Source organism: Lawsonibacter sp. JLR.KK007, from assembly GCF_036941135.1.
GTDB lineage: Bacteria > Bacillota > Clostridia > Oscillospirales > Oscillospiraceae > Lawsonibacter.
On the sequence record NZ_JAYWSY010000002.1, the window covers coordinates 406,589 to 429,304 of the forward strand.

The 22,716-nt window shown below is 59.6% G+C and carries 21 protein-coding genes and 1 tRNA gene; 7 read left to right on the forward strand and 15 right to left on the reverse strand.

All coding sequences use genetic code 11. From position 1 onward, the window contains the following. Positions 1 to 141 precede the first annotated feature (141 nt). The 6 genes from VV088_RS11790 to VV088_RS11815 form a co-directional block, all read right to left on the reverse strand. Positions 142 to 1,356 carry a plasmid recombination protein gene (locus VV088_RS11790; protein WP_334600911.1) on the reverse strand — a complete coding sequence of 405 codons (1,215 nt, stop codon included), beginning with the start codon at positions 1,354 to 1,356 and terminating at the stop codon, positions 142 to 144. Between the two features lie 281 nt (positions 1,357 to 1,637). Then, entirely contained in the window at positions 1,638 to 2,192 is a 555-nt protein-coding gene (locus VV088_RS11795; protein ID WP_334600912.1) for a hypothetical protein, read from the reverse strand. A gap of 146 nt (positions 2,193 to 2,338) precedes the next feature. Continuing rightward, positions 2,339 to 3,490, reverse strand: a complete 1,152-nt coding sequence (locus VV088_RS11800) for a helicase RepA family protein (protein ID WP_442913151.1) — start codon at positions 3,488 to 3,490, stop codon at positions 2,339 to 2,341. Between the two features lie 4 nt (positions 3,491 to 3,494). Continuing rightward, positions 3,495 to 3,815, reverse strand: a complete 321-nt coding sequence (locus tag VV088_RS11805) for a plasmid mobilization protein (RefSeq protein WP_334600914.1) — start codon at positions 3,813 to 3,815, stop codon at positions 3,495 to 3,497. 2 nt (positions 3,816 to 3,817) lie between these two features. Beyond that, complete coding sequence (locus tag VV088_RS11810; RefSeq protein WP_334600915.1) at positions 3,818 to 4,891, reverse strand: site-specific integrase; 1,074 nt, start codon at positions 4,889 to 4,891, stop codon at positions 3,818 to 3,820. Then, complete coding sequence (locus VV088_RS11815; RefSeq protein ID WP_334600916.1) at positions 4,891 to 5,088, reverse strand: DNA-binding protein; 198 nt, start codon at positions 5,086 to 5,088, stop codon at positions 4,891 to 4,893. The genes VV088_RS11810 and VV088_RS11815 overlap by 1 nt, the downstream gene beginning before the upstream one ends. A 189-nt stretch (positions 5,089 to 5,277) precedes the next feature. On the opposite strand from VV088_RS11815, the gene VV088_RS11820 reads away from it, so the two are divergent. After that, positions 5,278 to 5,805 carry a helix-turn-helix domain-containing protein gene (locus VV088_RS11820; protein ID WP_334600917.1) on the forward strand — a complete coding sequence of 176 codons (528 nt, stop codon included), beginning with the start codon at positions 5,278 to 5,280 and terminating at the stop codon, positions 5,803 to 5,805. Positions 5,806 to 5,947: 142 nt separating this feature from the next. On the opposite strand, the gene guaA is transcribed toward VV088_RS11820, so the two are convergent. The 7 genes from guaA to VV088_RS11855 form a co-directional block, all read right to left on the reverse strand. After that, positions 5,948 to 7,237 carry a glutamine-hydrolyzing GMP synthase gene (guaA, locus tag VV088_RS11825; protein ID WP_334600918.1) on the reverse strand — a complete coding sequence of 430 codons (1,290 nt, stop codon included), beginning with the start codon at positions 7,235 to 7,237 and terminating at the stop codon, positions 5,948 to 5,950. A gap of 69 nt (positions 7,238 to 7,306) precedes the next feature. Further along, positions 7,307 to 7,891 carry a hypothetical protein gene (locus tag VV088_RS11830; protein WP_334600919.1) on the reverse strand — a complete coding sequence of 195 codons (585 nt, stop codon included), beginning with the start codon at positions 7,889 to 7,891 and terminating at the stop codon, positions 7,307 to 7,309. Continuing rightward, positions 7,884 to 9,815, reverse strand: a complete 1,932-nt coding sequence (locus tag VV088_RS11835) for a M56 family metallopeptidase (RefSeq protein ID WP_334600920.1) — start codon at positions 9,813 to 9,815, stop codon at positions 7,884 to 7,886. Before VV088_RS11835 ends, VV088_RS11830 begins: the two co-directional genes overlap by 8 nt. Before the next feature lie 3 nt (positions 9,816 to 9,818). Further along, entirely contained in the window at positions 9,819 to 10,184 is a 366-nt protein-coding gene (locus tag VV088_RS11840; protein ID WP_334600921.1) for a BlaI/MecI/CopY family transcriptional regulator, read from the reverse strand. Positions 10,185 to 10,602: 418 nt separating this feature from the next. Continuing rightward, positions 10,603 to 12,273 carry a nucleoside kinase gene (locus tag VV088_RS11845; RefSeq protein WP_334600922.1) on the reverse strand — a complete coding sequence of 557 codons (1,671 nt, stop codon included), beginning with the start codon at positions 12,271 to 12,273 and terminating at the stop codon, positions 10,603 to 10,605. Positions 12,274 to 12,450: 177 nt separating this feature from the next. Further along, positions 12,451 to 14,583 (reverse strand): flagellin N-terminal helical domain-containing protein, encoded by a 2,133-nt coding sequence (locus VV088_RS11850; RefSeq protein ID WP_334600923.1) that lies wholly within the window; start codon positions 14,581 to 14,583, stop codon positions 12,451 to 12,453. Positions 14,584 to 14,763: 180 nt separating this feature from the next. Next, a complete protein-coding gene (locus VV088_RS11855) occupies positions 14,764 to 15,147 on the reverse strand; it encodes a hypothetical protein (RefSeq protein WP_334600924.1) in 384 nt (127 codons plus the stop codon). A gap of 324 nt (positions 15,148 to 15,471) precedes the next feature. Here VV088_RS11855 and VV088_RS11860 point away from each other — a divergent pair, with 324 nt between their 5' ends. Beyond that, the gene (locus tag VV088_RS11860; protein ID WP_334600925.1) at positions 15,472 to 16,086 is read left to right on the forward strand and encodes a recombinase family protein; all 615 of its coding nucleotides are present in this window, start codon (positions 15,472 to 15,474) and stop codon (positions 16,084 to 16,086) included. Here the strand turns inward: VV088_RS11860 and VV088_RS11865 are convergent. Next, entirely contained in the window at positions 16,083 to 17,252 is a 1,170-nt protein-coding gene (locus VV088_RS11865) for an MFS transporter (RefSeq protein WP_334600926.1), read from the reverse strand. The genes VV088_RS11860 and VV088_RS11865 overlap by 4 nt on opposite strands. A gap of 125 nt (positions 17,253 to 17,377) precedes the next feature. Beyond that, a tRNA-Pro gene (locus tag VV088_RS11870) sits at positions 17,378 to 17,453 on the reverse strand. A 198-nt stretch (positions 17,454 to 17,651) separates the two neighbouring features. On the opposite strand from VV088_RS11870, the gene trmB reads away from it, so the two are divergent. The 5 genes from trmB to VV088_RS11895 all read left to right on the forward strand — a co-directional run bounded on the left by trmB (position 17,652) and on the right by VV088_RS11895 (position 22,706). Next, positions 17,652 to 18,362, forward strand: a complete 711-nt coding sequence (gene trmB / locus VV088_RS11875) for a tRNA (guanosine(46)-N7)-methyltransferase TrmB (RefSeq protein WP_334600927.1) — start codon at positions 17,652 to 17,654, stop codon at positions 18,360 to 18,362. A gap of 164 nt (positions 18,363 to 18,526) precedes the next feature. After that, positions 18,527 to 19,459 (forward strand): cysteine synthase A, encoded by a 933-nt coding sequence (gene cysK, locus VV088_RS11880; protein ID WP_334600928.1) that lies wholly within the window; start codon positions 18,527 to 18,529, stop codon positions 19,457 to 19,459. A 21-nt stretch (positions 19,460 to 19,480) separates the two neighbouring features. Further along, the gene (gene nifS, locus VV088_RS11885; RefSeq protein WP_334600929.1) at positions 19,481 to 20,665 is read left to right on the forward strand and encodes a cysteine desulfurase NifS; all 1,185 of its coding nucleotides are present in this window, start codon (positions 19,481 to 19,483) and stop codon (positions 20,663 to 20,665) included. Between the two features lie 18 nt (positions 20,666 to 20,683). Further along, positions 20,684 to 21,118, forward strand: coding sequence for a Fe-S cluster assembly scaffold protein NifU (gene nifU, locus VV088_RS11890; RefSeq protein WP_334600930.1), 435 nt, complete (start codon positions 20,684 to 20,686; stop codon positions 21,116 to 21,118). Between the two features lie 154 nt (positions 21,119 to 21,272). Beyond that, complete coding sequence (locus VV088_RS11895) at positions 21,273 to 22,706, forward strand: SWIM zinc finger family protein (RefSeq protein WP_334600931.1); 1,434 nt, start codon at positions 21,273 to 21,275, stop codon at positions 22,704 to 22,706. Positions 22,707 to 22,716: the final 10 nt, after the last annotated feature.

Sequence of the window (22,716 nt, forward strand, 5' to 3'; positions counted from 1 at the left end):
ACCTCCTGATTTTTGAAATATTTCTCCGCTTCTTGAGCCGAAAAAGAAAGATGATTTTTTGATGGAGAGCACCCCAACGAGGCTCCATTCATTTGAAATGCTCCCATTCGATTTTTTCAAACTTTCCTGACTCTTGACTGATTACCGTTCAACGGTACTCTCCCGCTGCCGTTGGACCCCAGGTGCCTCTGCCTGCTCCGTATGGAGAACCTTGGAAATAAACGCTATCACTCGTTCTGGTGCTTTCTTGATGGCAACGAGAAAATCCTTCGCCTGTTCCTTCAATTCCTCATACCGCCGTTTCCATATCTGCGCATCACGCCGGGCGGATTTTAGGTCACGCTGCAAGTCCTTGATAGTGGTATCCGCAGCAATCCCCTTTTTAGCAAGCTGCTTCAAGTCCTCTGTTTCCTGCTGGGAAAACTCCACCTTGCCCATCAGCGTCCTACGGCCCATATTGTCGATCTCTGCAAAGGTTGCCGCTGTTCCTTTTTGGACTTCGATTTTCTGCTCGACCTTCTGGAGAGCCTTCTCTTTTTTCTCAACCTGACGCTCCAAAACCGCCAGGCGCTTCTGTTCACGTTCTGCCTTAAACTGTGTGACCGTTAGATGTTCCTCGGAGCTGCCGCGCTCGCCCCGTTCCACGTTAGTATAACCAGCGGCCCGCATAGCATTGAAGAAATCATCCTGGAGGACACTGTACGACTTCCGTAAAACCGGCTTACCATTCTTCTGGAGAATTGGCTTTCCTTGCTCATCCACTGCCGGGAGGGACTTCCACTTTTTGCTGCTGCTTACCTGCGTGATTGTTTCCTTAACTGTGCCAACCAGGGATTTGTTCTTGCACCGCTTGGACCATAGGATTTGCTTCTCTACCACAGGTATGTAGACAACATGAAGATGGTAGTGGTACACATCCCGCCCTAGGGCTTCCGACATAGCCCGGTTACGTTCATCAGCGTGCATGACCGCTGATAAAATAAACTGCTCCCCGCCCACAATTTCTATTGCACTTCTGTATGCGTCGGTGTAGAATTGTCTTGCGAAATCATAGCCGCCGTGGTTATCGAAGTAGGCCGAGTTCACATCAAAGATCAGTTCGCCATACAAGCAGGCATCAGCTTTCAGCCCTCTGGTGGAGATTACCTTGTCCGCCTCCATCTGAGCGAACATCTCAGCATAATCGCCTGACGGTTTCTTGAAGTGGATATTCAGTGCAGTCCTTTCCGGCACAATGTCTGGATTGGTGTAGGAATCCTTTTCCCGTTCATTGTGCCTCTGTGTATTGCTGATCTGTGTTCTCGTCAGATTTGCGTTTCTGACGCTGGTACGGTCGATCCCGTCGTTTCTTGCCATTGTACTCCTTTCCAGAATTTGCAGTTTGGGTACCCTTTGGGGGACGGGGGACACTTCCTGCGGGAAGTGTAATAACCCACTATGACACTTTCATCCCTCCGGGCTGCAAAGTGCCGTGGGCTCTCCGAGGGGGTGTGGGGGCTTTGCCCCCGCAATCTGCGGATTGCTCCCCCAGCAGGACTGCCCTTTGAAAAGGTCACCCTGCACCCCGCCCAAACTTTGCTGTGGGGCTATGATGATGCACTACCCCATCGCCATAGCCCCACAATCATAGTGGCACCTTACCGCTCAAGCTTAGCAATGTTCTTGACACTGTTGTACTGCATGACCTCTTTCTCCTGTCGGTCATCGGTGTACCAGATAATCTTCTCTGGCTTGATGACACCCTTGTAGATATGCCGTTGCGGCTGCAACCTGGCTACTGCTCGATCATGGAACCATTTCGCAACATCAAGGCTGGTGGTCCATGAGATTCGGTATGCCGCTTTGTCCAGAGGTTCCGCCCCAGCGCGGTATATTTCAATCTCTGGCAATCCGATCATTTCAGCGGGGATACGTTCTTCGATTGAGGCGTATTTCCTCGCCTGCCGGACATATTTTCTGACGATTGGCATACGATCTCCATTGTGCGTATAGCAGCTTGTAGGTATGCTATACTTGTATTGATCGGGCAGACGGCGGTAAACCAGTTCCAGTCCTTCTGCCATAATGTTGGGATTCAGTTTAATCAAGCTGGCAACTTTTTCCCAATCTTCGTATTCAACGGCCTCAAAGTATTCCTCTGCCACCAAGTTAAAACGTTCTTCCTCGGTCAGAAGGCTTTTATATTCTACCATTTTGCATCTCCTTTATTTAATTCTTCGACATGATTGTACCATCACCTTTTGTTGAGAACTGTCGATTATGCGGCTCCGTGACGGTCGTGACGATGGTGACGGTCTTTTGACCGCTGTTCCAATCATCGTCACGACCGTCACCATCGTCACGCCTGGGCTGGAGCCAGTGCCAAATTAATCTTTCGTCCGGAGTGGCTGCGGCCGTTCTCATACTGGATGCCATGCTCATTCAGCAACCGGCCAGCGTTCACATTCAGGCGCATTGCAAGCGTGTTGGGCTTCAAATCTACACCCAGGGCGGTCACCAATTCAGTTGCAGTGCCGCTCCATGACGTATCCCTCGCTACCAATGCTGCTACCGCTTCAAGTACCGGGTCTGAGGGCGGTTTCCACAACTCCGTTTCTGTTCGCTCCAACTGCCATATCAGCCGCTCCATATCCCTGGCCAGATAGAGCCGCTGATCTTGCTGGTCACGCCCGGAAACTTCCAAAATGGCCGTGCTGTCTGTCCGCTTCTCCTTCTGGAGCATGAATGCTCCGTCTGCCGCACCCAGCAGGCCATTTGTGCCGGAGATCATATCAAACTTATCATCGGCCTGCTGCTTTCTGGTGTGATGTACCAGCAGGAGACAAATTTTTTGATTATCCGCAAACCGCTTCAGCCGTCCTACGATCTCATAATCATTGGCGTAGCTGAACTTCTCCCCACCAGCCTCCCGGACTTTCTGAAGGGTGTCAATAATAATCAGCTTTGTATTGGGATGTTCCCGCACAAACTTTTGAAGCTGTTCATCCAGACCGGAGCCAAGCTGTTTGGCGCAGATGGCAAAGTGCAGATGTTCCGTACTGTCCGTCCCGAACATTCGATATAACCGCTCTTGCAACCGCCGGTAGTCATCTTCCAATGCCAGATAGAGAACAGTTCCTTTATGTACTGTGTAGCCCCACAGGGGGACGCCGGTGCTGACATGGTAGGCAAACTGTGCCATGAAGAACGACTTTCCCACCTTCGGTGCTCCTACAAAGAGGTAAGTGCCGGAGTAGAGTAGGCCGTCGATTACGGGCGGCCTGCTCTGGTAAACCGTTTCGTACAACTCGCTCATGGATACGGTATGCAAATACGCCGGGTCACTCATCCGTTGCATCTGACGCAATTTTTCCTCATAAGATTGTTCCAGGGGATTGTTTTCACTCGAATCTTCTGTTATAGTAAGGTCAGTGGTTTTATGAACTGGCTGTTCCCCGTCTGCGCCAACAGGCGGAATTGGAACAGCCGCTTTCGCTTTCAGATCATCCAATCTATCAATCCTCCTTCATGCCATCCATGATGGCTGCGATCATGTTGATGGTATCCAGCAGTTCGTAACTGATATTGGCCCCAGCCTCAATGCGACGCAGATCGTCCAAAACGGCGGCGAGCTGATCGCGCAGGGCCTTATACACTCTGGGATTGCCCTGCACCACCACATCCCGGTTCAGCAACCGCCGGGTGATGTAGTCCTGTTTGGTGAGGCCGGTGAGCCGGACGGCGGTTTCGATCTGCGCGTCCTCCTCCGGTGATACCCGGAATGCCACGGTTTTGTTTCGCCAGCGGTTGTGGCTGTCCAGATTCTTTGCTGACATAGTTAAACACTCCTTTCCATGTTTAATTTATCCGCCATTTCCGCCTGTTTGGACGGAAACAAGTGCGCATAGTTGTAAGTAATATCGATGCTCTCATGGCCTACCCGGTCTGCGATTGCTGTTGCGGAGAAACCCATATCAATCAGGAGCGAAACTGCGCTGTGACGAATATCGTGGATTCTGATACGCTTCACCCCAGCCTCTTTCGCCCCCCTATCCATTTCCCGGTGCAGGTAGCTTTTGGTGACGGTGAACATCCGGTCGTTTTCGCCAATGTCATAGAGCATTTTGAGGTAGTCCTGAATTTCATCCGCCAGGAATTGAGGCATAGTGATGACCCGGTTGCTTTTTTCGGTTTTCGGTGTCGTAATCAGGTCTTGACCGTTCAGCCGCTGGTAAGACTTGCTGATGGAAACGGTACATTTCTCAAAATCGAAGTCCGCTGGAGTGAGGGCCAGCAGTTCCCCCTCCCGGATACCACACCAATAGAGCATCTCGAAAGCATAGTAGGAGAGAGGCTTGTCCATCATGGCCTCGGCAAATTTCAGATACTCGGCTTTTGTCCAGAACAACATCTCCCGGTTTTTCTTCTTCCCCATGCTCCCAGCCTTTTTGCAGGGATTGTCTTGGAGATTGTAATAGCGGACAGCATGGTTAAAAATAGCACTCAGTTGATTGTGGACCGTTTTCAGATAGACCGGAGAGTACGGCTTGCCCTTATCGTCTTTGTAGTTCAACATCTCGTTCTGCCAGGTGATGATCTGCTGGGCGGTAATGTTGCACATCTTCAGCTTGCCGAAGTAGGGCAGCAGCTTGGAACGAATAATGTGTTCCTTGGTAGCCCAGGTGTTTTCTTTGAGACGGGTTTTCATATCCGCCGTGTACTGCTCCACGAAGCTGGCAAAGGTCATATCCAGATTAGAGGTGGCCTTGTTATGCTGCTCCCGCTCCCACGCCTGTGCGTCCCGCTTGGTCTTGAATCCCCGCTTCTGCGTCTGCTTCCGTTCGCCGGTCCAGTCAGTGTAGCGGTAGATCACCCGCCAGGTGCCGGTCTTTTCTTCTTTGTAGACCGCCATTACGACTCCTTCCTTTCCGCCCCACCATAGCAGAGCTTTTCCATAAAGTACCGCCGGTTGACCCGGCCTGAGATTGTCAGGTATCCCTTTTCCCTCAGTTCGGCGTTGAGTTTCTGGACGATCTTGTAGGCGTAGGACTTGGAAATCCCCAATTCCTTTGCCACATCTTCCACCCGCATGAAGCTGTTCTCGTTCAAATAGTGTACCTCCTGTTTTAGATTTTATTAAGCAGAATCGCTTAGTTCTCTCACATTATACTAAACAACTTTGTTAATGTCAAGCGGTTTCCAGAAAAATATTAAGCAAAATTATTTAGCTTCCTCTTGACTATCTTAAACATATCTGCTATATTGAATGCAATGATAGTCGAAATGGAGTTGGCAGCTATGGCAATTGGTGAGAGAATCCACTTTTTCCGCACAATGCGGGGTATGACACAGAAATATCTCGGTATGCTGCTAGGTTTCCCGGAGAAGTCCGCCGATGTTCGGCTGGCACAGTACGAAACCGGGGCGAGGACGCCAAAGGCTGATCTGACCGCTTCACTGGCTAATGCCCTGGGCGTATCGCCACTGGCACTGTCCGTGCCGGACATTGATTCATACTTGGGCCTGATGCACACCCTATTTACTTTGGAAGATAGGTATGGCCTTACCATTGACGAACTGGATGGGGAGGTCTGCCTACGGGTCAATGTGCGCCACAGCAAGGACGCCGCCCGACTGCATGAAATGCTCTGCGCTTGGCGTCAGGCCGCTGACATGCTGAAAGCTGGTGAGATTATCCAGGAGGATTACGACCGCTGGCGCTACCGCTACCCTGAGTTCTCCAACACACCTGGCCGGGTCAAGCCAATCTCCCAGGGCCTGAGCGATATGCTGGTGGATGCCCTCAAAGAGCAGTCCGAAGAATAAAAACAAAAAGAGCTAACTGGCCCAATCAAAACCAGTTAGCTCTTTTCCTATAAATAATGAAAAAATGTTGCCAAATCGTTGCCACAGAGGGGTCTAATCCTTGAAAAATCCAGTCATATCAAGGCTTTCCAGTTCCGTGAAATCATTCCCACTCAATCGTCCCGGTTGGCTTAGGGGTCAGGTCGAAGAGTACGCGGTTGACGCCCTTGACCTCGCTGGTGATTCTCTGGGTGATATGCTGGAGCAATTCGAAGGGGACATTCTCCACGGTAGCGGTCATGGCGTCCACTGTGTTCACCGCCCGGATGATGACGCACCACTCATCGGTACGCCGGTTATCCCGGACGCCCACCGACCGCAGGTCCGGAATAGCGGTAAAGTACTGCCACACTTGGCCCTCCAGACCGTTCCTGGCGAACTCCTCCCGGAGGATGGCGTCGCTTTCCCGGACGGCCTCCAGCCTATCCCGAGTGATGGCGCCCAGGCAGCGCACCCCCAGGCCGGGGCCGGGGAAGGGCTGACGGTAGACCATGGAGTCGGGCAGGCCCAGGGCCTTGCCGCAGGCCCGGACCTCGTCCTTGAAGAGCATCTTCAGCGGCTCCACCAGCTCAAAATCCAGGTCCTCGGGCAGACCGCCCACGTTGTGGTGGCTCTTCACCGCCTTCACCGTCTTGGTGCCGCTCTCGATGATGTCGGGGTAGATGGTGCCCTGGCCCAGGAACTGGATGCCGTCCAGCTTGCGGGCCTCCTCCTCAAACACCCGGATAAACTCCCCGCCGATGATCTTTCGCTTCCGCTCCGGGTCGGCCACCCCGGCCAGCTTGTCCAAAAAGCGGTCCACCGCATCCACATAGACCAGGTTAGCGTCCATCTCGTCCCGGAAGACCTGCACCACCTGCTCGGGCTCCCCCTTGCGCAGCAGGCCGTGGTTGACATGAACACAGGTGAGCTGCTTGCCGATGGCTTTAATCAGCAGGGCGGCCACTACGGAGGAATCCACCCCGCCGGACAGGGCCAGCAGCACCTTCTTATCCCCCACCTGACGGCGGATCAGCTCCACCTGGTCGGCAATGAAGTTGTCCATGTTCCAGTTGGCCTCCGCGCCGCAGATGGTGAAGATGAAGTTTTTCAGGGCGGTCTCCCGCTCCGCGTCACCGGCGGGCCAGGGGTCGTCCCCCCGGTGGTCCACCAGCAGGGCGGGGATGTCGCAGTCGTAAATCTCCTGGCTGACGTCAATCTCCACACCGTCCACCACCCGGTTGGGGCCGCCGTTGAGGATGATGCCCTTTACATTGGGCAGGGCCTTCAGCTCAGCCAGCGTGATATCGTGGGGATGGATCTCGGAATATACCCCCAGGGCGCGGATCTCACGGGCAATTTTGGGATTTTCCTCGCTGCCCAGGTCCAGTACAACGATCATATCCTGTTTCATTGGCGCTTCCTCCTGTACATACAAGTTTCGCCCTATTTTACCACAGGAGGGACTCCAGTGCAAGGATTATCACAGCCGCGGGCCTTCCTCTTCTGATCGAATCAGCTTCCGCAGATGGAAGAGATCCAACATAATCATCAGAGCCACAATACAGGTGATCAGGGCCCCGAATCCGATCATCCCCGCCCACCATTCCCAGGGAAGGACTGGCGTCAGATCGGCCATCAGCCCGAACACGGTAATGAGCAGGGTGAACGCCGTACGGTGTCCGCGGATGCGGCTGGCCAGGTTGTCGTCCTCCGGCTGGCAGCACTCGGACAGCGCCGCCATGTCGGTGAGGAACTGAAAGTGGAAGTACAGCGTCACCACCGTCACCAGCAAATCCAGAAAGAGAATGTGCCCCTCCACATCCCCTCCCAACCAGGACAGCAGCCAGTCCAGTCCGCTCCAGCCGGTCAGCAGGATGCACAGGGGGCGGAGCAGGTTCAGGTTCTGCCGCTCCCCGGACAGCTTTCCGATGGCGGAAAACAGCAGATAAAAGCCCACGAACCGGGGCAGGACGCTGACATTGTTCAGGTTGAAGTCGAAGGTCAGGAACACATACCCCCAGGCCGCATTGGACAGCCCGCTGTACAGCTTCTCCCGGTCAGTCAAGGTCCAGCCCTCCTTTCACAGGGTACAGGATCAGCTCCGCCGCTTTTTTGCCGCCGCAATACAGGTCCGCCGCATAGGCGGCGGGCGGGTCGATGATGCCCTCCCGCATGCTGCCGCCGCCGGTGATTATGGTCTCACCGCTCTCGGACAGATAGGCGCTTCCCCAATCCTCGCCAGTGGAGCTGCTGCCGACGCTGTTCACTGGCTCTGGGTCCTGCAGTGCGGGCCGATGCTCCTCGTCTCCCCACAGCGGCATGCAGGACAGGCCGACAGTACCATACATCCGCTCCTCCGGGCCGCCGGCGCGGCTAACGGACAACTCCTGGTCGAACCAGCTGGTAAACTCACCGTCGGGCTGAGGGGTGGTGCTGAAGGTGGTCGTGGACCGGAAGCCGCTGCTGACCTGCTCATAGCTGTCCACTCTGGAGGTGGTCCGCCACCGCTCCCGGACGAGGAGGTCCTCCCACTGGGCCTCGTAGGTCAGGCAGGGCAGAGTCCGGTTATAGCCGAGCTGCTGCATGTCCCCCTGAACCGCTTCCAGGTCCCCCTGGGGAATCACCACCCAGCGATTTCCCTCCTTCTCCGCCCGGAGGGGCTGGACCGCTATCCAGCGCGTCGCCGCAGTTCCATTCCATTCTACTCCTTCCGGCATATCATGCAACGCCACTGCCAGCAGCCCCTCGTAGGTGTTTTCCCCCACCTGGACCAGGTTACAAATCTGGTAGCCGCAGGAGCGGTCAATCCCGTTTGGCAGCTCATCCAGCTTCTCCTCCATCCAGCCGCCGGAGCCGGGACGGCCATATGTCTCCGCCAGATTATTCTGCTCTGCCAGAGGAGCGCACATGACCAGGTATTTGATGCGCCCGGTGATCACGGCCTTGGCATAGGTATCGAAGGCTCCGGCGCAGGTGGTGCAGTAGACCGTCCGGGCGTAGACAAAGTCGGCGGCGGCAAAGCCGCCCAGCCCCAGGTTACTCACCGGGGCCTTTGCCCCCACCGCCAGCGGCACGGCCAGCAGCAGGAGAACGCACACCGAAACCAGTCCCATCCCCGCCGGGTACTTCTTGAACCGGGCGATGGCCTCAATCCGCCGCCGGATGTTTTTTCCGCCATTGGCCATGGAGGAGGTCCCCGGCGCACGGGCATGCCTCTCGTCCGCCATGCTGAGGAGGATGCGGCCATAGTCCCGCCGGTCCTCCCCCTCCAGCCGCTCCAGCACCCGCTGGTCGCACAGGGACTCCAGGTCGTTTCCCGCCTGATCGGCGCAGTGCCACAGCAGGGGGTTGCACCAGTGGAGGCACCGGAAGAGACAGATCACCAGCCCCCAGGCGGCGTCGTGGTATTTCAGGTGGAGCAGCTCATGGAGCAGGACCTTCTCGTCCGTCTCCGCCCCCGCCGGCAGGGCCAGCACAGGCCGGAACACCCCGCAAATGAAGGCCGACGGCAGGCCGTCCACCTCCACAGCGGGACAGGCGGGCAGATTCCAGGTCTCCGCCACCGCCCGGACCCGCCCGTCCTCCACCGGACGGCCCCTCCGCAGCACCAGCCGCAGGCGGACATAGGAGTACACATACCGAAGCAGGAAAACCGCCGTCCCCAGCGCGTAGACGGCAAACAGCCAGTCCGCCGCGGTCCGGGGCGCGGTCAGCGGTGGAAGCGGGACCGGAACGGTCACATGGGCCAGCGCTCCATACTCCCCGGTGAGGGCGGAGCGGAGCAGCTCCACATAGAAGGGCCAGTTAAACAGAACATACCGCCCCCGCCAGCCCGCCGGGCGCAGCAGGACCATAGCCAGCACACCCCAGGCGGCGAACTGCCACTGGGGGGACAGCTTGTCCCGGAACATGGCCTTGAGCGCCAGCAGCAGCGCCGCCACGCCGGAGGCGGTCAGTGTTTGCAGCAGAACAGACCAGATATCGTTCACCGGCTACACCTCCATCTCATCCAGCAGGCGGCGGAGCTGGTCCCGTTCCTTGGACGAGATGGGCCGCTCCTTCAAAAACGCCGTCACCAGATCCCCTGCGGCGCCCCGGTACACATTCCGCAGAAAGCCATCCCGGGCCTGGGCCTGGCAGTCCTCCCGGCTCAGCGCCGCCCGGTACAGCCTGGGATAGCCCTCCTTCTCAATGAACACCAGTCCCTTGGCCTCCATCCGGGTCAGATAGGTCAGCACCGTGTTCCGGCTCCAGCCGGTGGAGCTTTTCAGGGCCTGCGTCACCTCGCCCAGCGCCGCCCCGTCCAGGTCCCACAGGACCCCCAGGACCGTCCACTCACGGTCGGACAATTTTGTCATGGGAACACCTCCTACAACTGTAGACTTCTATATTATACTACACCTGTAGGAACTGGATGTCAACCCGCAATTCTGCTGCCTCCGCGCCAGTCTGGCCAGTCCAGGGTTTGCCTCCAGCTGCACAGTGGAAAAGAATGACTCTCTGTGGAAGATCGCGCACACGCAGCGGAGCAACGGAACGCGCTGGACCGAGACCGACCAGGCCAACGGCGCCGGGCAGAAAGACGCCGGCAAGGTCATCCTTGCCGGCGTCCTATTTTATTGCAGTCCTGCAGGCGCTCAGCCGGTGAAGGCGGCGATCCGCTCGGGCGTCAGCTCATCCGCGAACGCTGCGCAGCAGGCCGCCTTGGAAATGCGAAACCGTGCAGACGCAGGAGAACCGGGAGGCCGCGCCGGTGATCAGCATGATACCGCTCTGTCAGGCGTGGTAGATGCCTCCGCCGACGAATTCCCGCATAAGGGAGGTCTTGGGCACATTGTCTGCAGGGATGGGCAGGAAGTAGTTCAGGAACTTCAGAAGGCGCTTGGCCTCGATATACTCCTCGCTGTCCCGGGGGACGCCGAAGAGCAGCGGCTGCACATAGGGCTTGAGCAGTGCGGTCTCATAGATCAGAGCCGAATTGAAGATCACGTCCGCACTGTCCTGGAAGGGGAAGATATTCTCCTCCTCCCCACGGCGGACCGAGGGCCACATCTTGATGGTAGCCTGGGCACTGTAGCCCCGGGTGCGGGCGTCCCGCTCGATGCGGCGCAGAAGACGCACGTCGGTGGTGGGGATGCGGTTGTGGCCGTCAATGTTCAGGGTGGTCAGGCAGCTGATGTAGATCCGGTACTTGCTCTCCTTGGGCAGGGAGTGGGTAAACTGGTCGTTGAGGCAGTGGATGCCCTCGATCACCAGCACGTCCCCCTCCTCCAGGGTGAGGTAATTGCCGTTGTACTCCCGGGCGCCCTTCTTGAAGTTGTAGCTGGGGATCTCCACCGTCTCCCCCTTCAGTAGACGGACCATGTCCTGGTTGAACTGCTCCACGTCCATGGCGCCCAGGCCCTCAAAGTCGTAGTTGCCCTTCTCGTCCCGAGGGGTGTCCTCCCGGTTTTTGAAGTAGTTGTCGGTGGCGATGGCGTGGGGCCGCAGGCCGCAGGCCCGCAGCTGGGTGGACAGCCGGTGGGAGAAGGTGGTCTTCCCCGAGGAGGACGGCCCCGCGATCATCACAAAGCGGACCTCCTTCCGCCCGGCGATTTCGGCGGCAATGTCCCCGATCTTCTTCTCCATCATAGCCTCGTGGGCCAGGATCAGCGGCGTGGCTCCCCCCTGGGAGATGGCCGTGTTCAGCTCCGCCACGTTGGAGGCGTTCAGCGCCTGGGAGCGCAGGGTGGACTGGTACAGCTCCCGGAACACCTTGATGGAGGGACGGAACTCGCCCAGCTGGCTGGGGTCCTTCTGGGTGGGCAGGCGCAGGACAAAGCCGTTTTCAAACAGCTCCAGGGCGAAGCAGCGGATGTAGCTGGTATCCGGCGCCATATAGCCGTAAAAATAGTCCACGAAGCCGTCCAGGGAGTAGACGTTGACCCGGGAGTTGATCCGGAAGCTGAGCAGCTGGGCCTTATGGACCAGGCCCGCATTCTGGAACAGCTCCATGGCATCCTCGGTGCTGATGGACCGTTTCTCGATGGGCAGGGCCGCGGCGGACAGCTCCCGCATCCGCGCCTCCACCCGGTCCAGCAGGGCCTGATCCAGGGTGAAGCCGCCCTGGACCAGCAGGAACAGCGCGCTGCTCAGGGAATACTCCACCGAAATCTGCCCTGCGTGCTCCCGGCCCACCACGTCGCAGAACGCCTTCAGCAGCAGGAACACCGCGCTGCGCTCATAAGTCTGGATGCCGGGCTTGTCCTGGGCGGTGACCATCTTCAGGGTACAGTCCCGGTCCACCGTCTTGTGGAGCTCGCAGAGCTTGCCGCCCCGGTTGACCAGCAGGATGTCGCAGGGATAGCGGTCCTGGACCTCTGCCGCAATGGCCCGGTAGGGCGTGCCGCAGGGATAGGTGCGCTCCACACCGTCTACCACAACCGTCGCCATTCTCTTCTCTTCCATTGGATGACCTCCTTTATATATCATGATCCCTCCGCTGGGACGCGGGAGCGCCGGGCCCCCGCACTGCTGCTTCTATCATACGATATTTTGGAGAAAATTACAAGGTCCTATGGCTGAACAGAAAGGGACCGGGCCAAAATGCCCGGTCCCTTACTGCGCGTATTTTGATGGTTCGAATTAGCCCAGCAGCTGCAGAACGCCCTGGGGGATCTGGTTGGCCTGAGCCAGCATGGCCTGAGCGGACTGCACCAGAATGTTGTTCTTGGTGTAGGACATCATCTCCTCCGCGATGTCGGTGTCGCGGATGGTGGACTCGGCGTCCTGGATGTTCTCGGTCATGACGGACAGGTTGTTGCTGGTGTGCTCCAGACGGTTCTGGGTCGCGCCCAGAGTGCCGCGGATGGAGGAAACCTGGTTGATCGCACTCCGGATGGTGTTGATCGCGTTACCGGCGCTCTCCTGGTCGGCAATGCTGAGGCCGGAAACGCCCAGAGCCTCTGCATGGACGTCGCCAATGTTGACCTTCAGCTGGTTGAACTCCTCGGAGGTGTCGCCAATCTGCAGGGTCAGAGCCTTACCGGCCTCCTTCAGCACCTCGGTCTTGGAGGTAGCACTGTCGAAGACCTGAATCTGGTTCTCAAGGCCCCAGTCCGTCTCGGTCAGGTTGGCGTCGCCCTCGTAGGTGGTGCGCTCGTTGATGACCAGCATGGTGCCGCGCTCCTCCACCTGGACGTCGAACATCTCGTTGTCCTTGGCGGCCACAGACAGGCGGTCCAGAGCCTTGCGCAGGTCGTCCTGGAACTCCTGAGTGCCCTTCTTAGCATCGGTCAGGTTGGTCAGGTCACGGATGTCAACCACCTTTACGTTGTCGGCGTACTCCGTGTTGTAGGTGGCATCGCTTCCGGCGAAGATATAATACTCATCGCCCAGCTTGAAGCCCTTGCCATCGGCAATATAGTCGGTGGTCTTGTTCACGCCGTTGGCGCTGGCGGCATTATCCGTATTGAAGCGGATATAAGCCTGAGCGTAGATGGTGTCCATGGGAGTGGTGCCCTCGTTGATTTCGCAGGTAGCGGCGTTGCCCACCAGCTTGTCATTGATGGCGGAACTAAATGCGGCCTGGAGCTTTGCATTATCGGCATCAGCAGCATCCAGATTGGCTCCGCCAGTGCCCTGCTTATAGGCCAGGGAGAAGTTGAAGTTGCCCTGGAAGTAGTTCTCGTTGGTGGCAGGGTTCGCAGCAGTAGCTGTTTGAGCAGCGTTACAGGCAGTGGCATAGCCGTCATCAGTCATCTCAAACTTCAGCTTGTCGCCGTCCTGGGTAACGGTGTACTCAACCCAGGCAGGAGTACCAGCAGTGCCGTCGCCCTTGAGCGTACCAGTCTGGATATAGACCTTGCCGCCATTATTCGCAATCTTCTCCATAATGGCGCTGGCAATGGCTTCAGAGGTAACCTTACCACTGCCATCTGCAACGATGTCATAGGTCAACTCCTTGCCAGCAGCGCCGGCCTTGTCCAAGGACAGATGGTTGCCGGTGCCCATCGCTTTTGCATCGCCACCCTGAAGGGCGAACTGCAGGCCCTTAACAGAGGTACCCGCGGCAGCATCATAGCCCAGACCGTCCAGGTCCACAGTGAAGGAGGTCTTACCGGCGGTAGCAGCGTCTTTGTGATAACGGACGCTGTCGTCGCTCTCGTGGGGCTTGCCAGTAGTGGCAGCGGAATACGCACCGGTAAGCAGAATGCCGCCCTTGTCGTTGTCGCCGCCAATTTTATTAGTGCTGTCATTCTTCGTAGCATCGCCAATTGCAGTACCGTTGACGTTGTTACCAATCTTCATGCCAGCAAACACAGTCTCAGTGACAGCGCGGCGGCCGTTAGCGTCCAGGGAGCCGTCCAGCAGCTTGATGCCGTTGAAGTTGGCGGAGTCCGCGATACGGTCGATTTCGGAGTTCAGCTGATCGACCTCCTGCTGGAGGGCGGCACGGTCGGTCTCGTTGTCGTAGGTGCCGTTGGCGGACTGGGTGGCCAGGGTGACCATGCGGTTGAGCATGTCCTGGACCTCCTGCATCGCGCCCTCAGCGGTCTTAACGAGGGAGATGCCGTCCTTGACGTTCTTGGAAGCGGCTTCCAGACCGGAGATCTGGGCGCGCATCTTCTCGGAGATGGCCAGACCGGCGGCGTCGTCGCCGGCGCGGTTGATCTTGTAGCCGGAGGACAGCTTCTCCAGGTTCTTGGTGACGGCGGAAGTGTTCAGGTTGTAGTTGCGGTAGGCGTTCATCGCCGCGATGTTGTGTTGAATACGCATTTTAAAGCTTCCTTTCAATAAAATGTTTGTCCAAACGGATCAAACTCATGCCGGTACATCCATGCTCCGGCACGTTGGGTGGAGCGCCTCCCTCCGGTATCTGGCCAGACTGCCGTCGGGTGGCGCGGGACTCTATTTCAACCGGTTCGCGAAACCGGGTGAAACCGGGGTGGGGATGGTTCAGCCTGCGCGGTCGCCGGTCTGCTCCCTGCGGACGGCGATGTTGTAGAAGGTCCCCCGCACCAGGCCGCAGGCCTCCGCCGCCTGGGAGAGGGTCATCTCGCCGCTGCGCCAGGCCCGGTGGAGCTGGTCAAAGTTTTCGGGCAGGGGCTTGGCGGTCCGGCCGAAGCGGACGCCCTTGGCTTTGGCGGCGGCGATGCCCTCCGCCTGTTTCTGGCGGCGCTCTTCCCTGCGCCGCTGCTCCGCCAGGGCAACGAACAGATCGGAGACGAAGTCGCCCAGCAGCTCCTTGCTGTGAGCGGCGTCCAGCGCGGACAGGTCGGAGACAATCTCCGCCGTCAGTTCCTTCAGCTTGGCCTGCAGCTCTTCTTCCTTCAGCGCCATATGCGGTCTCCTTTCCGCGCGGCGGACAGGTTGTATAGAACCTGTCCGCGGTTTTTTCTGCTTCATCCATCTTTATTATCGGCTGCGTTTTGCAATACTTTAGCTCCAAACCAGAAAAATTTATCAAAAATTTTCCGGGCGGGAGTTCTCCATCCTGTCTGACCAAATTGCATAGAACTTGTCCGCGGTTTTTCGGCAATTCTGACGAAAACAGCCAGAAAATGGCAAAAACTGATATTTTATCCGGCAAAAGAAAAAAACGGTCCACAGACCGTCTTTTATCTTTATAATAGTGTCATTCTAGAAAGAAAGAGGAATTTTGGAATGGCAACAAACATGTACGGCTACGCCCGAGTGTCCACGCGCAGTCAAAAGGAGGACCGCCAGCTGATCGCTCTGCAGGAGTTCGGCGTTGCGTCCGCGCACATCATCGTGGAAAAGCAATCCGGGAAAAATTTTGCGCGTCCGCTGTACCAGCAGCTGATCCAGGCCCTCCAGCCGGGGGACGTTCTGGTGGTCAAAAGCATCGACCGCCTGGGCCGGAACTACTCCGAGATTCTGGAGCAGTGGACCCGTATCACCAAGACCTGTCAGGCCGCCATCGTCGTGCTGGACATGCCCCTTCTGGACACCCGCGCCGGCCGGGACCTCACCGGCACGCTGGTGGCGGACATCGTCCTCCAGCTGCTGAGCTACGTGGCCCAGATGGAACGGGAGTTCACCCGCCAGCGTCAGGCGGAGGGGATCGCGGCGGCCAAGGCCAGAGGGGTCCGCTTCGGCCCCTCCCGCATCCCGATGCCGGACGAGTTCGACGGCCTGGCGGAGGATTGGCGCAACGGGATCATCACCGCCACAGAGGCGGGCAGCCGGCTGGGCATTTCCCGCAAAACCTTCACCCGCCGCGCCTCCGAATGGTGCCGGACGGCGGGGGCCACCTAGCCCGCCGCTGGCTCTGCCGTACGCAGCAGCCCTTCGTGCATGACCACCATCAGGACCAAAAGCGCCAGCAGATAAACCGGAAGCAGGGATATCGTGAGACGACCGGCAATCAGGCCGAACAGCGGCGGCATGAGACAGTTGCCGAGATAGGCGCTGGCCATCTGAACGCCGATCACCGATTGGGACCGCTCCGCGCCGAAGTGGCTGGGGGCCGCGTGGATCAGGCTGGGGTAGACAGGCGCGCAGCCCAGCCCAATCAAAACCAGCCCCGTCAGGGCGGCATATTCCCCCAGCGGCAGCAGCAGGGCGGCGATGCCGAGGCCAATGATCCCCTGCCCCATGCGCACCAGCTGCGTGTCACTCAGCTTTAAGGTCAAAAATCCGCACAGCGCCCGGCCAATCGCAATACCGGTAAAAAACAGGCTGGCAAAGCTGGCCGCAGTCTCCGGGCCGGCGCCCTTGTGGAGCACCAGGTAACTGCTGGCCCACAGGCCCGCCGTCTGTTCCAGGGCGCAGTAGCAGAAAAACGTGACCATCACCGCCTTTACGCCAGGGATTCTGACGGTCTGCCCCAAGGTAAGTCCCTCGGAAACGGGGGCTGCCTTGTCCCCGGCCTCCGCGCCGGTGTTCCAAAGCGGCTGACTCATGATGATGATGCCCGTCAAAGCCAGCTGCACCACGCTGATGATCCGATATCCAGCCGGCCAGCCCGCTCCATAGGACAGAGCGCCTCCCATGATGTACGGACCGATTGAGGCCCCGAGGCCCCACATGCAGTGGAGCCAGCTCATGTGGCGGCTGGCGAAGTGAAGCGCCACATAGTGATTCAGCGCCGCATCCACGCTTCCCGCCCCAAGGCCGTAGGGGACCGCCCACAGGCACAGGCTCCAAAAAGAGCCGCTGACCGAAAAGCCGAACAATGCCGCCGCCGTCATCCCGACGCTGATGGCCGTCACAGCTCCCGGGCCCAGCCTGCGGGTCACCCGGCCGCTCTGCAGGCTGGAGATCACCGTCCCGGCTGAGATGATGAAGAAAATAATCCCGGAACAGGATACCGGCACGCCAAACTCTTGGTACATTGAGGGCCACGCCGCCCCCAGCAGAGAATCGGGCAGGCCCAGACTGATAAACGACAGATAAATTACGGCCAGAAGTAAATGGATCACCTTGTGTCCCTCCTTGATGGCTGCGAAAACGCTGCGGGATGGGCGGCGGAAGGGCGTTTTGGGCAGAACTGACAAATCCGAACGCTGTCCCCCGCTTGGAGGACAGCGTCCGGATCATCAAAAATTGGTCCGAGTAGTGCGACTCGAACGCACGATCTCCACATCCCAAATGTGGCGCGGTACCAGCTCCGCTATACCCGGATCTATCATGGCGGTCATCTCAGCACGAAGGGAGCTGCAGCGCGCCGCCAGCCGTACCAGCAACGCCTCCCGCTGCGGCCCCTATGGAGCCGCCTTCATGCCGCTTGTGTTAGTATAATATATTTTAAAAACGATTGCAAGTATTCCTTTGAATATGCTAAAATATTTTTGTGACTATGCTGCAGAGGTGACACGACCATGAGAATGAGAAAAAAGCCCAATCTGCCCGCCCGGATGGAGCGGTGCGCAGCCATGCTGATCACGGACCCCGCGTCTATGCGGGGCCGCTGGCGGGAGCTCTTCCCCTCCGCCCGGGAGGTGCGGCTGGAGATCGGCTGCGGCAAGGGCCGTTTTTCCGCCGAGACGGCGGAGCAGAACCCCGACGTGCTGTACATTGCCCTGGAGCGGGTGCCGGACGCCATGATCATCGCGATGGAGCGCTGTCAGGCCAAGGGACTGACCAACACCTTCTTCATCGACGGGGACGCCGCCCTCCTGCGGGACTACTTTGCCCCCGGCGAGACCGACCTGATCTACCTGAATTTCTGCGACCCCTGGCCTGGAGTCAAGCACGCCCGGCGGCGGCTGACCCACGAACAGTTTCTGATCCTCTACCGCGGCATCCTGCGGGACGGCGGACAGATCCAGTTCAAGAGCGACAACCACGACCTGTTTGAGTGGTCCCTGTTCCAGTTCCCAAAGGCCGGCTTCGCCCTGTCGGAGGTGACCCGAGACCTCCACGCAAACGGGGTCCAGGGCGTCATGACCGACTATGAGGAAAAATTCCATCTGCTGGGCACCCCTATTAACCGCTGTGTGGGCACCAAGGAGGCCATGGACCCGGAGCCGGTGTTCAAGCCCATCGCAGGGCCTGCCAGCCGGCCCGAAGCGGGCAGAGACGCCCCATGATCCCCCTCCAAGGACCCTCCCCCATTCCGTGCAATGGGGGAGGGTCCTGCATCATTTTTTTGGAACTGTGAAAAAATTCACCTCCCCTATTGACAAAACACCGGGTCAGAGCTATAATCTCATAAACCTATAGTGTAGGTAGGTATATTGAGGAGGGACCGTTTATGAGCCGTATTTTCACATCCGCAGATGAACTGATCGGGGCGACCCCGCTTCTGGAGCTGACCCACATCCAACAGGAGGAGAAGCTGGAAGCCCGCATCCTGGCCAAGCTGGAGTACCTCAACCCCGCCGGCTCGGTGAAGGACCGGGTGGCCAAGGCCATGATCGACGACGCCGAGGCCAGCGGAACGCTGAAGCCCGGCTCCGTGATGATCGAACCCACCTCCGGCAACACGGGCATCGGTCTGGCCTCGGTCGCGGCGGCCCGGGGATACCGGATCATCATCGTTATGCCGGAGACCATGAGCGTGGAGCGGCGGCAGCTCATGAAGGCCTACGGCGCCGAGCTGGTGCTCAGCGAGGGGGCCAAGGGTATGACGGGCGCCATCGCCAAGGCAGAGGAGCTGGCCAGAGAGATCCCGAACAGCTTCATCCCCGGCCAGTTCGTCAATCCCGCCAACCCCGCCGCCCACCGGGCGTCCACCGGACCCGAGATCTGGGCGGACACCGACGGCAAGGTGGACATCTTTGTGGCCGGCGTGGGCACCGGCGGCACGGTCACCGGTGTAGGCCAGTACCTGAAGGAGCAAAATCCCGCTGTGAAGGTAGTGGCGGTGGAACCCAAGGACTCTCCCGTCCTCAGCGAGGGACACGGCGGCCCCCACAAGATCCAGGGCATCGGCGCGGGTTTCGTCCCCGAGGTGCTGGACCCCGGAATCTACGACGAGGTCTTCCCCGTATCCAACGAGGATGCCTTTGCCACCGGCAGGCGGATCGGCCGCAAGGAGGGCGTTCTGGTGGGCATCTCCTCGGGGGCCGCCGCCTATGCCGCGATCCAGCTGGCCAAACGGCCGGAAAACAAGGGAAAAACCATTGTGGTCCTCCTCCCCGACACCGGAGACCGCTACCTCTCCACCCCCCTCTTCACAGACTGACGCCATACAGGAGGCACGAACATGATTTACGCTGACAACGCGGCCACCACCAAAATGAGCCGCACCGCAATTGACGCCATGCTCCCCTATCTGGAAGAAAGCTTCGGCAATCCCTCCAGCCTGTACGCTCTGGGCCAGCGGGCGGCGGAGGCTCTCCAGACCGCCCGGGAGCGGGTGGCCGCCTGCATCGGGGCCTCCCCCAAGGAGATCACCTTTACCTCCGGAGGCAGCGAGGCGGACAACCAGGCCATCCGCTCCGCCGCCGCCATCGGAGCGCGGCAGGGCCGGCGGCACATCATTTCCACCGCCTTCGAGCACCACGCCGTCCTCCACACCCTGAGCAGGCTGGAGCAGGAAGGCTTCCAGGTGGAGCTTCTTCCAGTCGGCCCGCTAGGGACGGTCACGGCGGACCAGGTGGCCCAAGCCATCCGGGAGGACACCTGTCTGGTCACCATTATGTACGCCAACAACGAAATCGGCTCCATCCTCCCCGTCGGGGAGATCGGGGCGGTGTGCCGGGAGAAAGGCGTCCTCTTTCACACCGACGCCGTCCAGGCGGCCGGCCACCTGCCCATCGACGTGAAGGCCCAGAACATCGACCTGCTCTCCCTGTCCGCCCACAAATTCCACGGTCCCAAGGGTGTCGGGGCGCTCTACGCCCGCCAGGGGGTCCCGCTGGCCAACGTGATCGAAGGCGGCGCTCAGGAGCGGGGCAAACGGGCCGGGACGGAAAACGTCCCCGGCATCGCGGGCCTGGCCGCCGCGTTGGAGGAGTCCTGCGCCCATATGGAGGAAACCGCCGCCCGGGTGGCCGCCCTCCGGGACCGGCTGATCGCCGGACTGTCCCAGATTCCCCACAGTACGCTCAACGGCGACCCGGTCCACCGCCTGCCCGGCAATGTAAACTTCTGCTTTGAGGGGGTGGAAGGGGAGAGCCTCCTTCTGCTCCTGGACGACCGGGAGATCTGCGCCTCCTCCGGCTCGGCCTGCACCTCCGGCTCCCTGGACCCCAGCCATGTGCTGCTGGCCATTGGACGTCCCCACGAGGTAGCTCACGGCTCCCTGCGCCTGTCCCTGTGCGGCCAGAACACAGACGCCGATGTGGACGCCATTCTCCAAGCCGTCCCGGAGGTTGTGGACCGCCTGCGGAGCATGTCCCCCCTGTGGAAGGACAAGGTGAGCGGAAAAAAAGCGTTCGTACTCTGAGAAAGGAGCGTGTCAACGATGGCACTCTACAGCGAAACCGTGATGGACCACTTCCGCAATCCCCGGAACGTGGGGGTGATCGAGGACGCGGACGGCGTTGGTGAGGTGGGCAACGCCGTCTGCGGCGACATTATGAAGATTTATCTGAAAATCCAGGACGGCATGGTGGCCGACGTGAGGTTTGAGACCTTCGGCTGCGGCTCCGCCATCGCCTCCAGCTCCATGGCCACCGAGCTGATCAAGGGCAAGCCCCTGTCCCAGGCCCTGCAGCTGACCAACCAGGCGGTCACCGAGGCCCTGGACGGCCTGCCTGCCCACAAGCTGCACTGCTCGGTCCTGGCCGAGGAGGCCATCCGCGCAGCCGTGAAGGACTACTACGACCGGCACGGCATCGCCTACGACCCCAGCCAGTTCCCCGACTGCGGGGCGTGCGGGGACTGCTGCTCCCACTGAGGGCGGCTCTGTCCCCGCGTCCCTGCTCCAACAAGCGAACAACAGCCCAGGCAGCGCCCCTCCGCCGCCTGGGTTTTGTTTTGTTGAAATCCTCCAAGGGGTATGGTACAATACAGGCGATCAACCACCAGCGGCTGAAAAGGAGTGTATACCCATGGAACTAACCGAACAATTCATCCTTCTCCAGGCTCCCAGCCCCGCCGCCGCGGCGAATGGACGGAAGCTGTCCCAAACGGGGCGCTTCTCCGCCCTCCGCCGGACCGGGGACCGCACCCTGTACTGGGGGGAGTGCGCCGGCAGCGGCAAACAGCCCTACCGGGTGTCGGTGGACTGGACCGTCCCGGACGCGCCGGTGTGCCGGTGCTCCTGCCCCAGCCGGCAGTTTCCCTGCAAACACGCCCTGGGGCTCTTATTCGAGCAGCTGTCCGAAAAGACCTTTGAGGTGGCGGAGCTCCCCCAGGACATTGCGGACAAACGGGCCAGGCAGGCGGCCCGGACGGAGAAAAAGGCTGCGGAGGCCGCCAAACCCAAGCGGACCAATACCGCCGCCCAGAAGAAAAAGCTGGCCCGCCAGCTGGAGGGGCTGGACATGGCCGAGCGGATGGCCGCCGACCTGCTCACCGCCGGAGTGGGCACTCTGGCGGGCAGCTCCGCCCAGTCCTACGACAAGCTGGCCAAGGACCTGGGCAGCTGCTACCTCACCGGCCTGCAGACCGCCTTCACCCGCATCGCCCTGGCGGTGCGCCGCGTCCAAACGGACCCCGCCCAGGCGGACGCCGCTTACAGCGAGGCCCTGCGCCAGCTGATCTTTCTCCGCTCCGCCGTCAAGAAGTCCCGGGATTTTTTGCAGAACAAGCTGGCCGGGGAAAACTACTCCGCCGAGGACACCGTCCTCTTCGAGGCCCTGGGCGGGGTGTGGCGGCTGGAGGACCTGCAGGCCATCGGCTCCGTCCAGGCGAACGCCCGGCTGGTCCAGCTGTCCTTTGACGTCTCCTACGACGAGGCCAAGCGGGAGTATATCGAGCGGGGCTGGTGGATCGACCTGGACACGGGCCGCATCGGCCAGAGCCTGAACCTGCGCCCCGCCAAGGCGCTGAAATACGTCAAGGGGGAGGACAGCCGGTTCGGCCTGCTGGAGGCGCCCATGCTGTGCCTCTACCCTGGCGAGGGCAACCGCCGCATCCGGTGGGACGGGGCCTCCAGCCGCCCCCTGACTCCGGAGGAGCAGGCCGCCCTCCCCAGGCTGGCCCAGCCCGGTCTGGCAGCGGCGGTGAAGGCCGCCAAAAACCAGTTCAAAAACACCCTTCTGCCCAAATATCTGGCGGTCCTGGTCACCATCGGGAGGCTGGGCAGAATCGGGGATATCTTCCTGCTGGAGGACCCCGCCGGGGACCGGATCGTCCTCCGGGACCGGCCCGAGGACGGTCCCAGCCACGCCTCCACCGGACGGCTGGCCTTTCTGCCAGAAGAGGTCCCGGCGGGCAGCGCCCTGTTCGGGCTGATGTTTTACGACGAGGCGGACCACTCCATCTGCCTGCATCCCTACAGCATCGTGACCCAGCCGGAGATCATCCGGCTGCTCTATTAAGGAGGTGTCC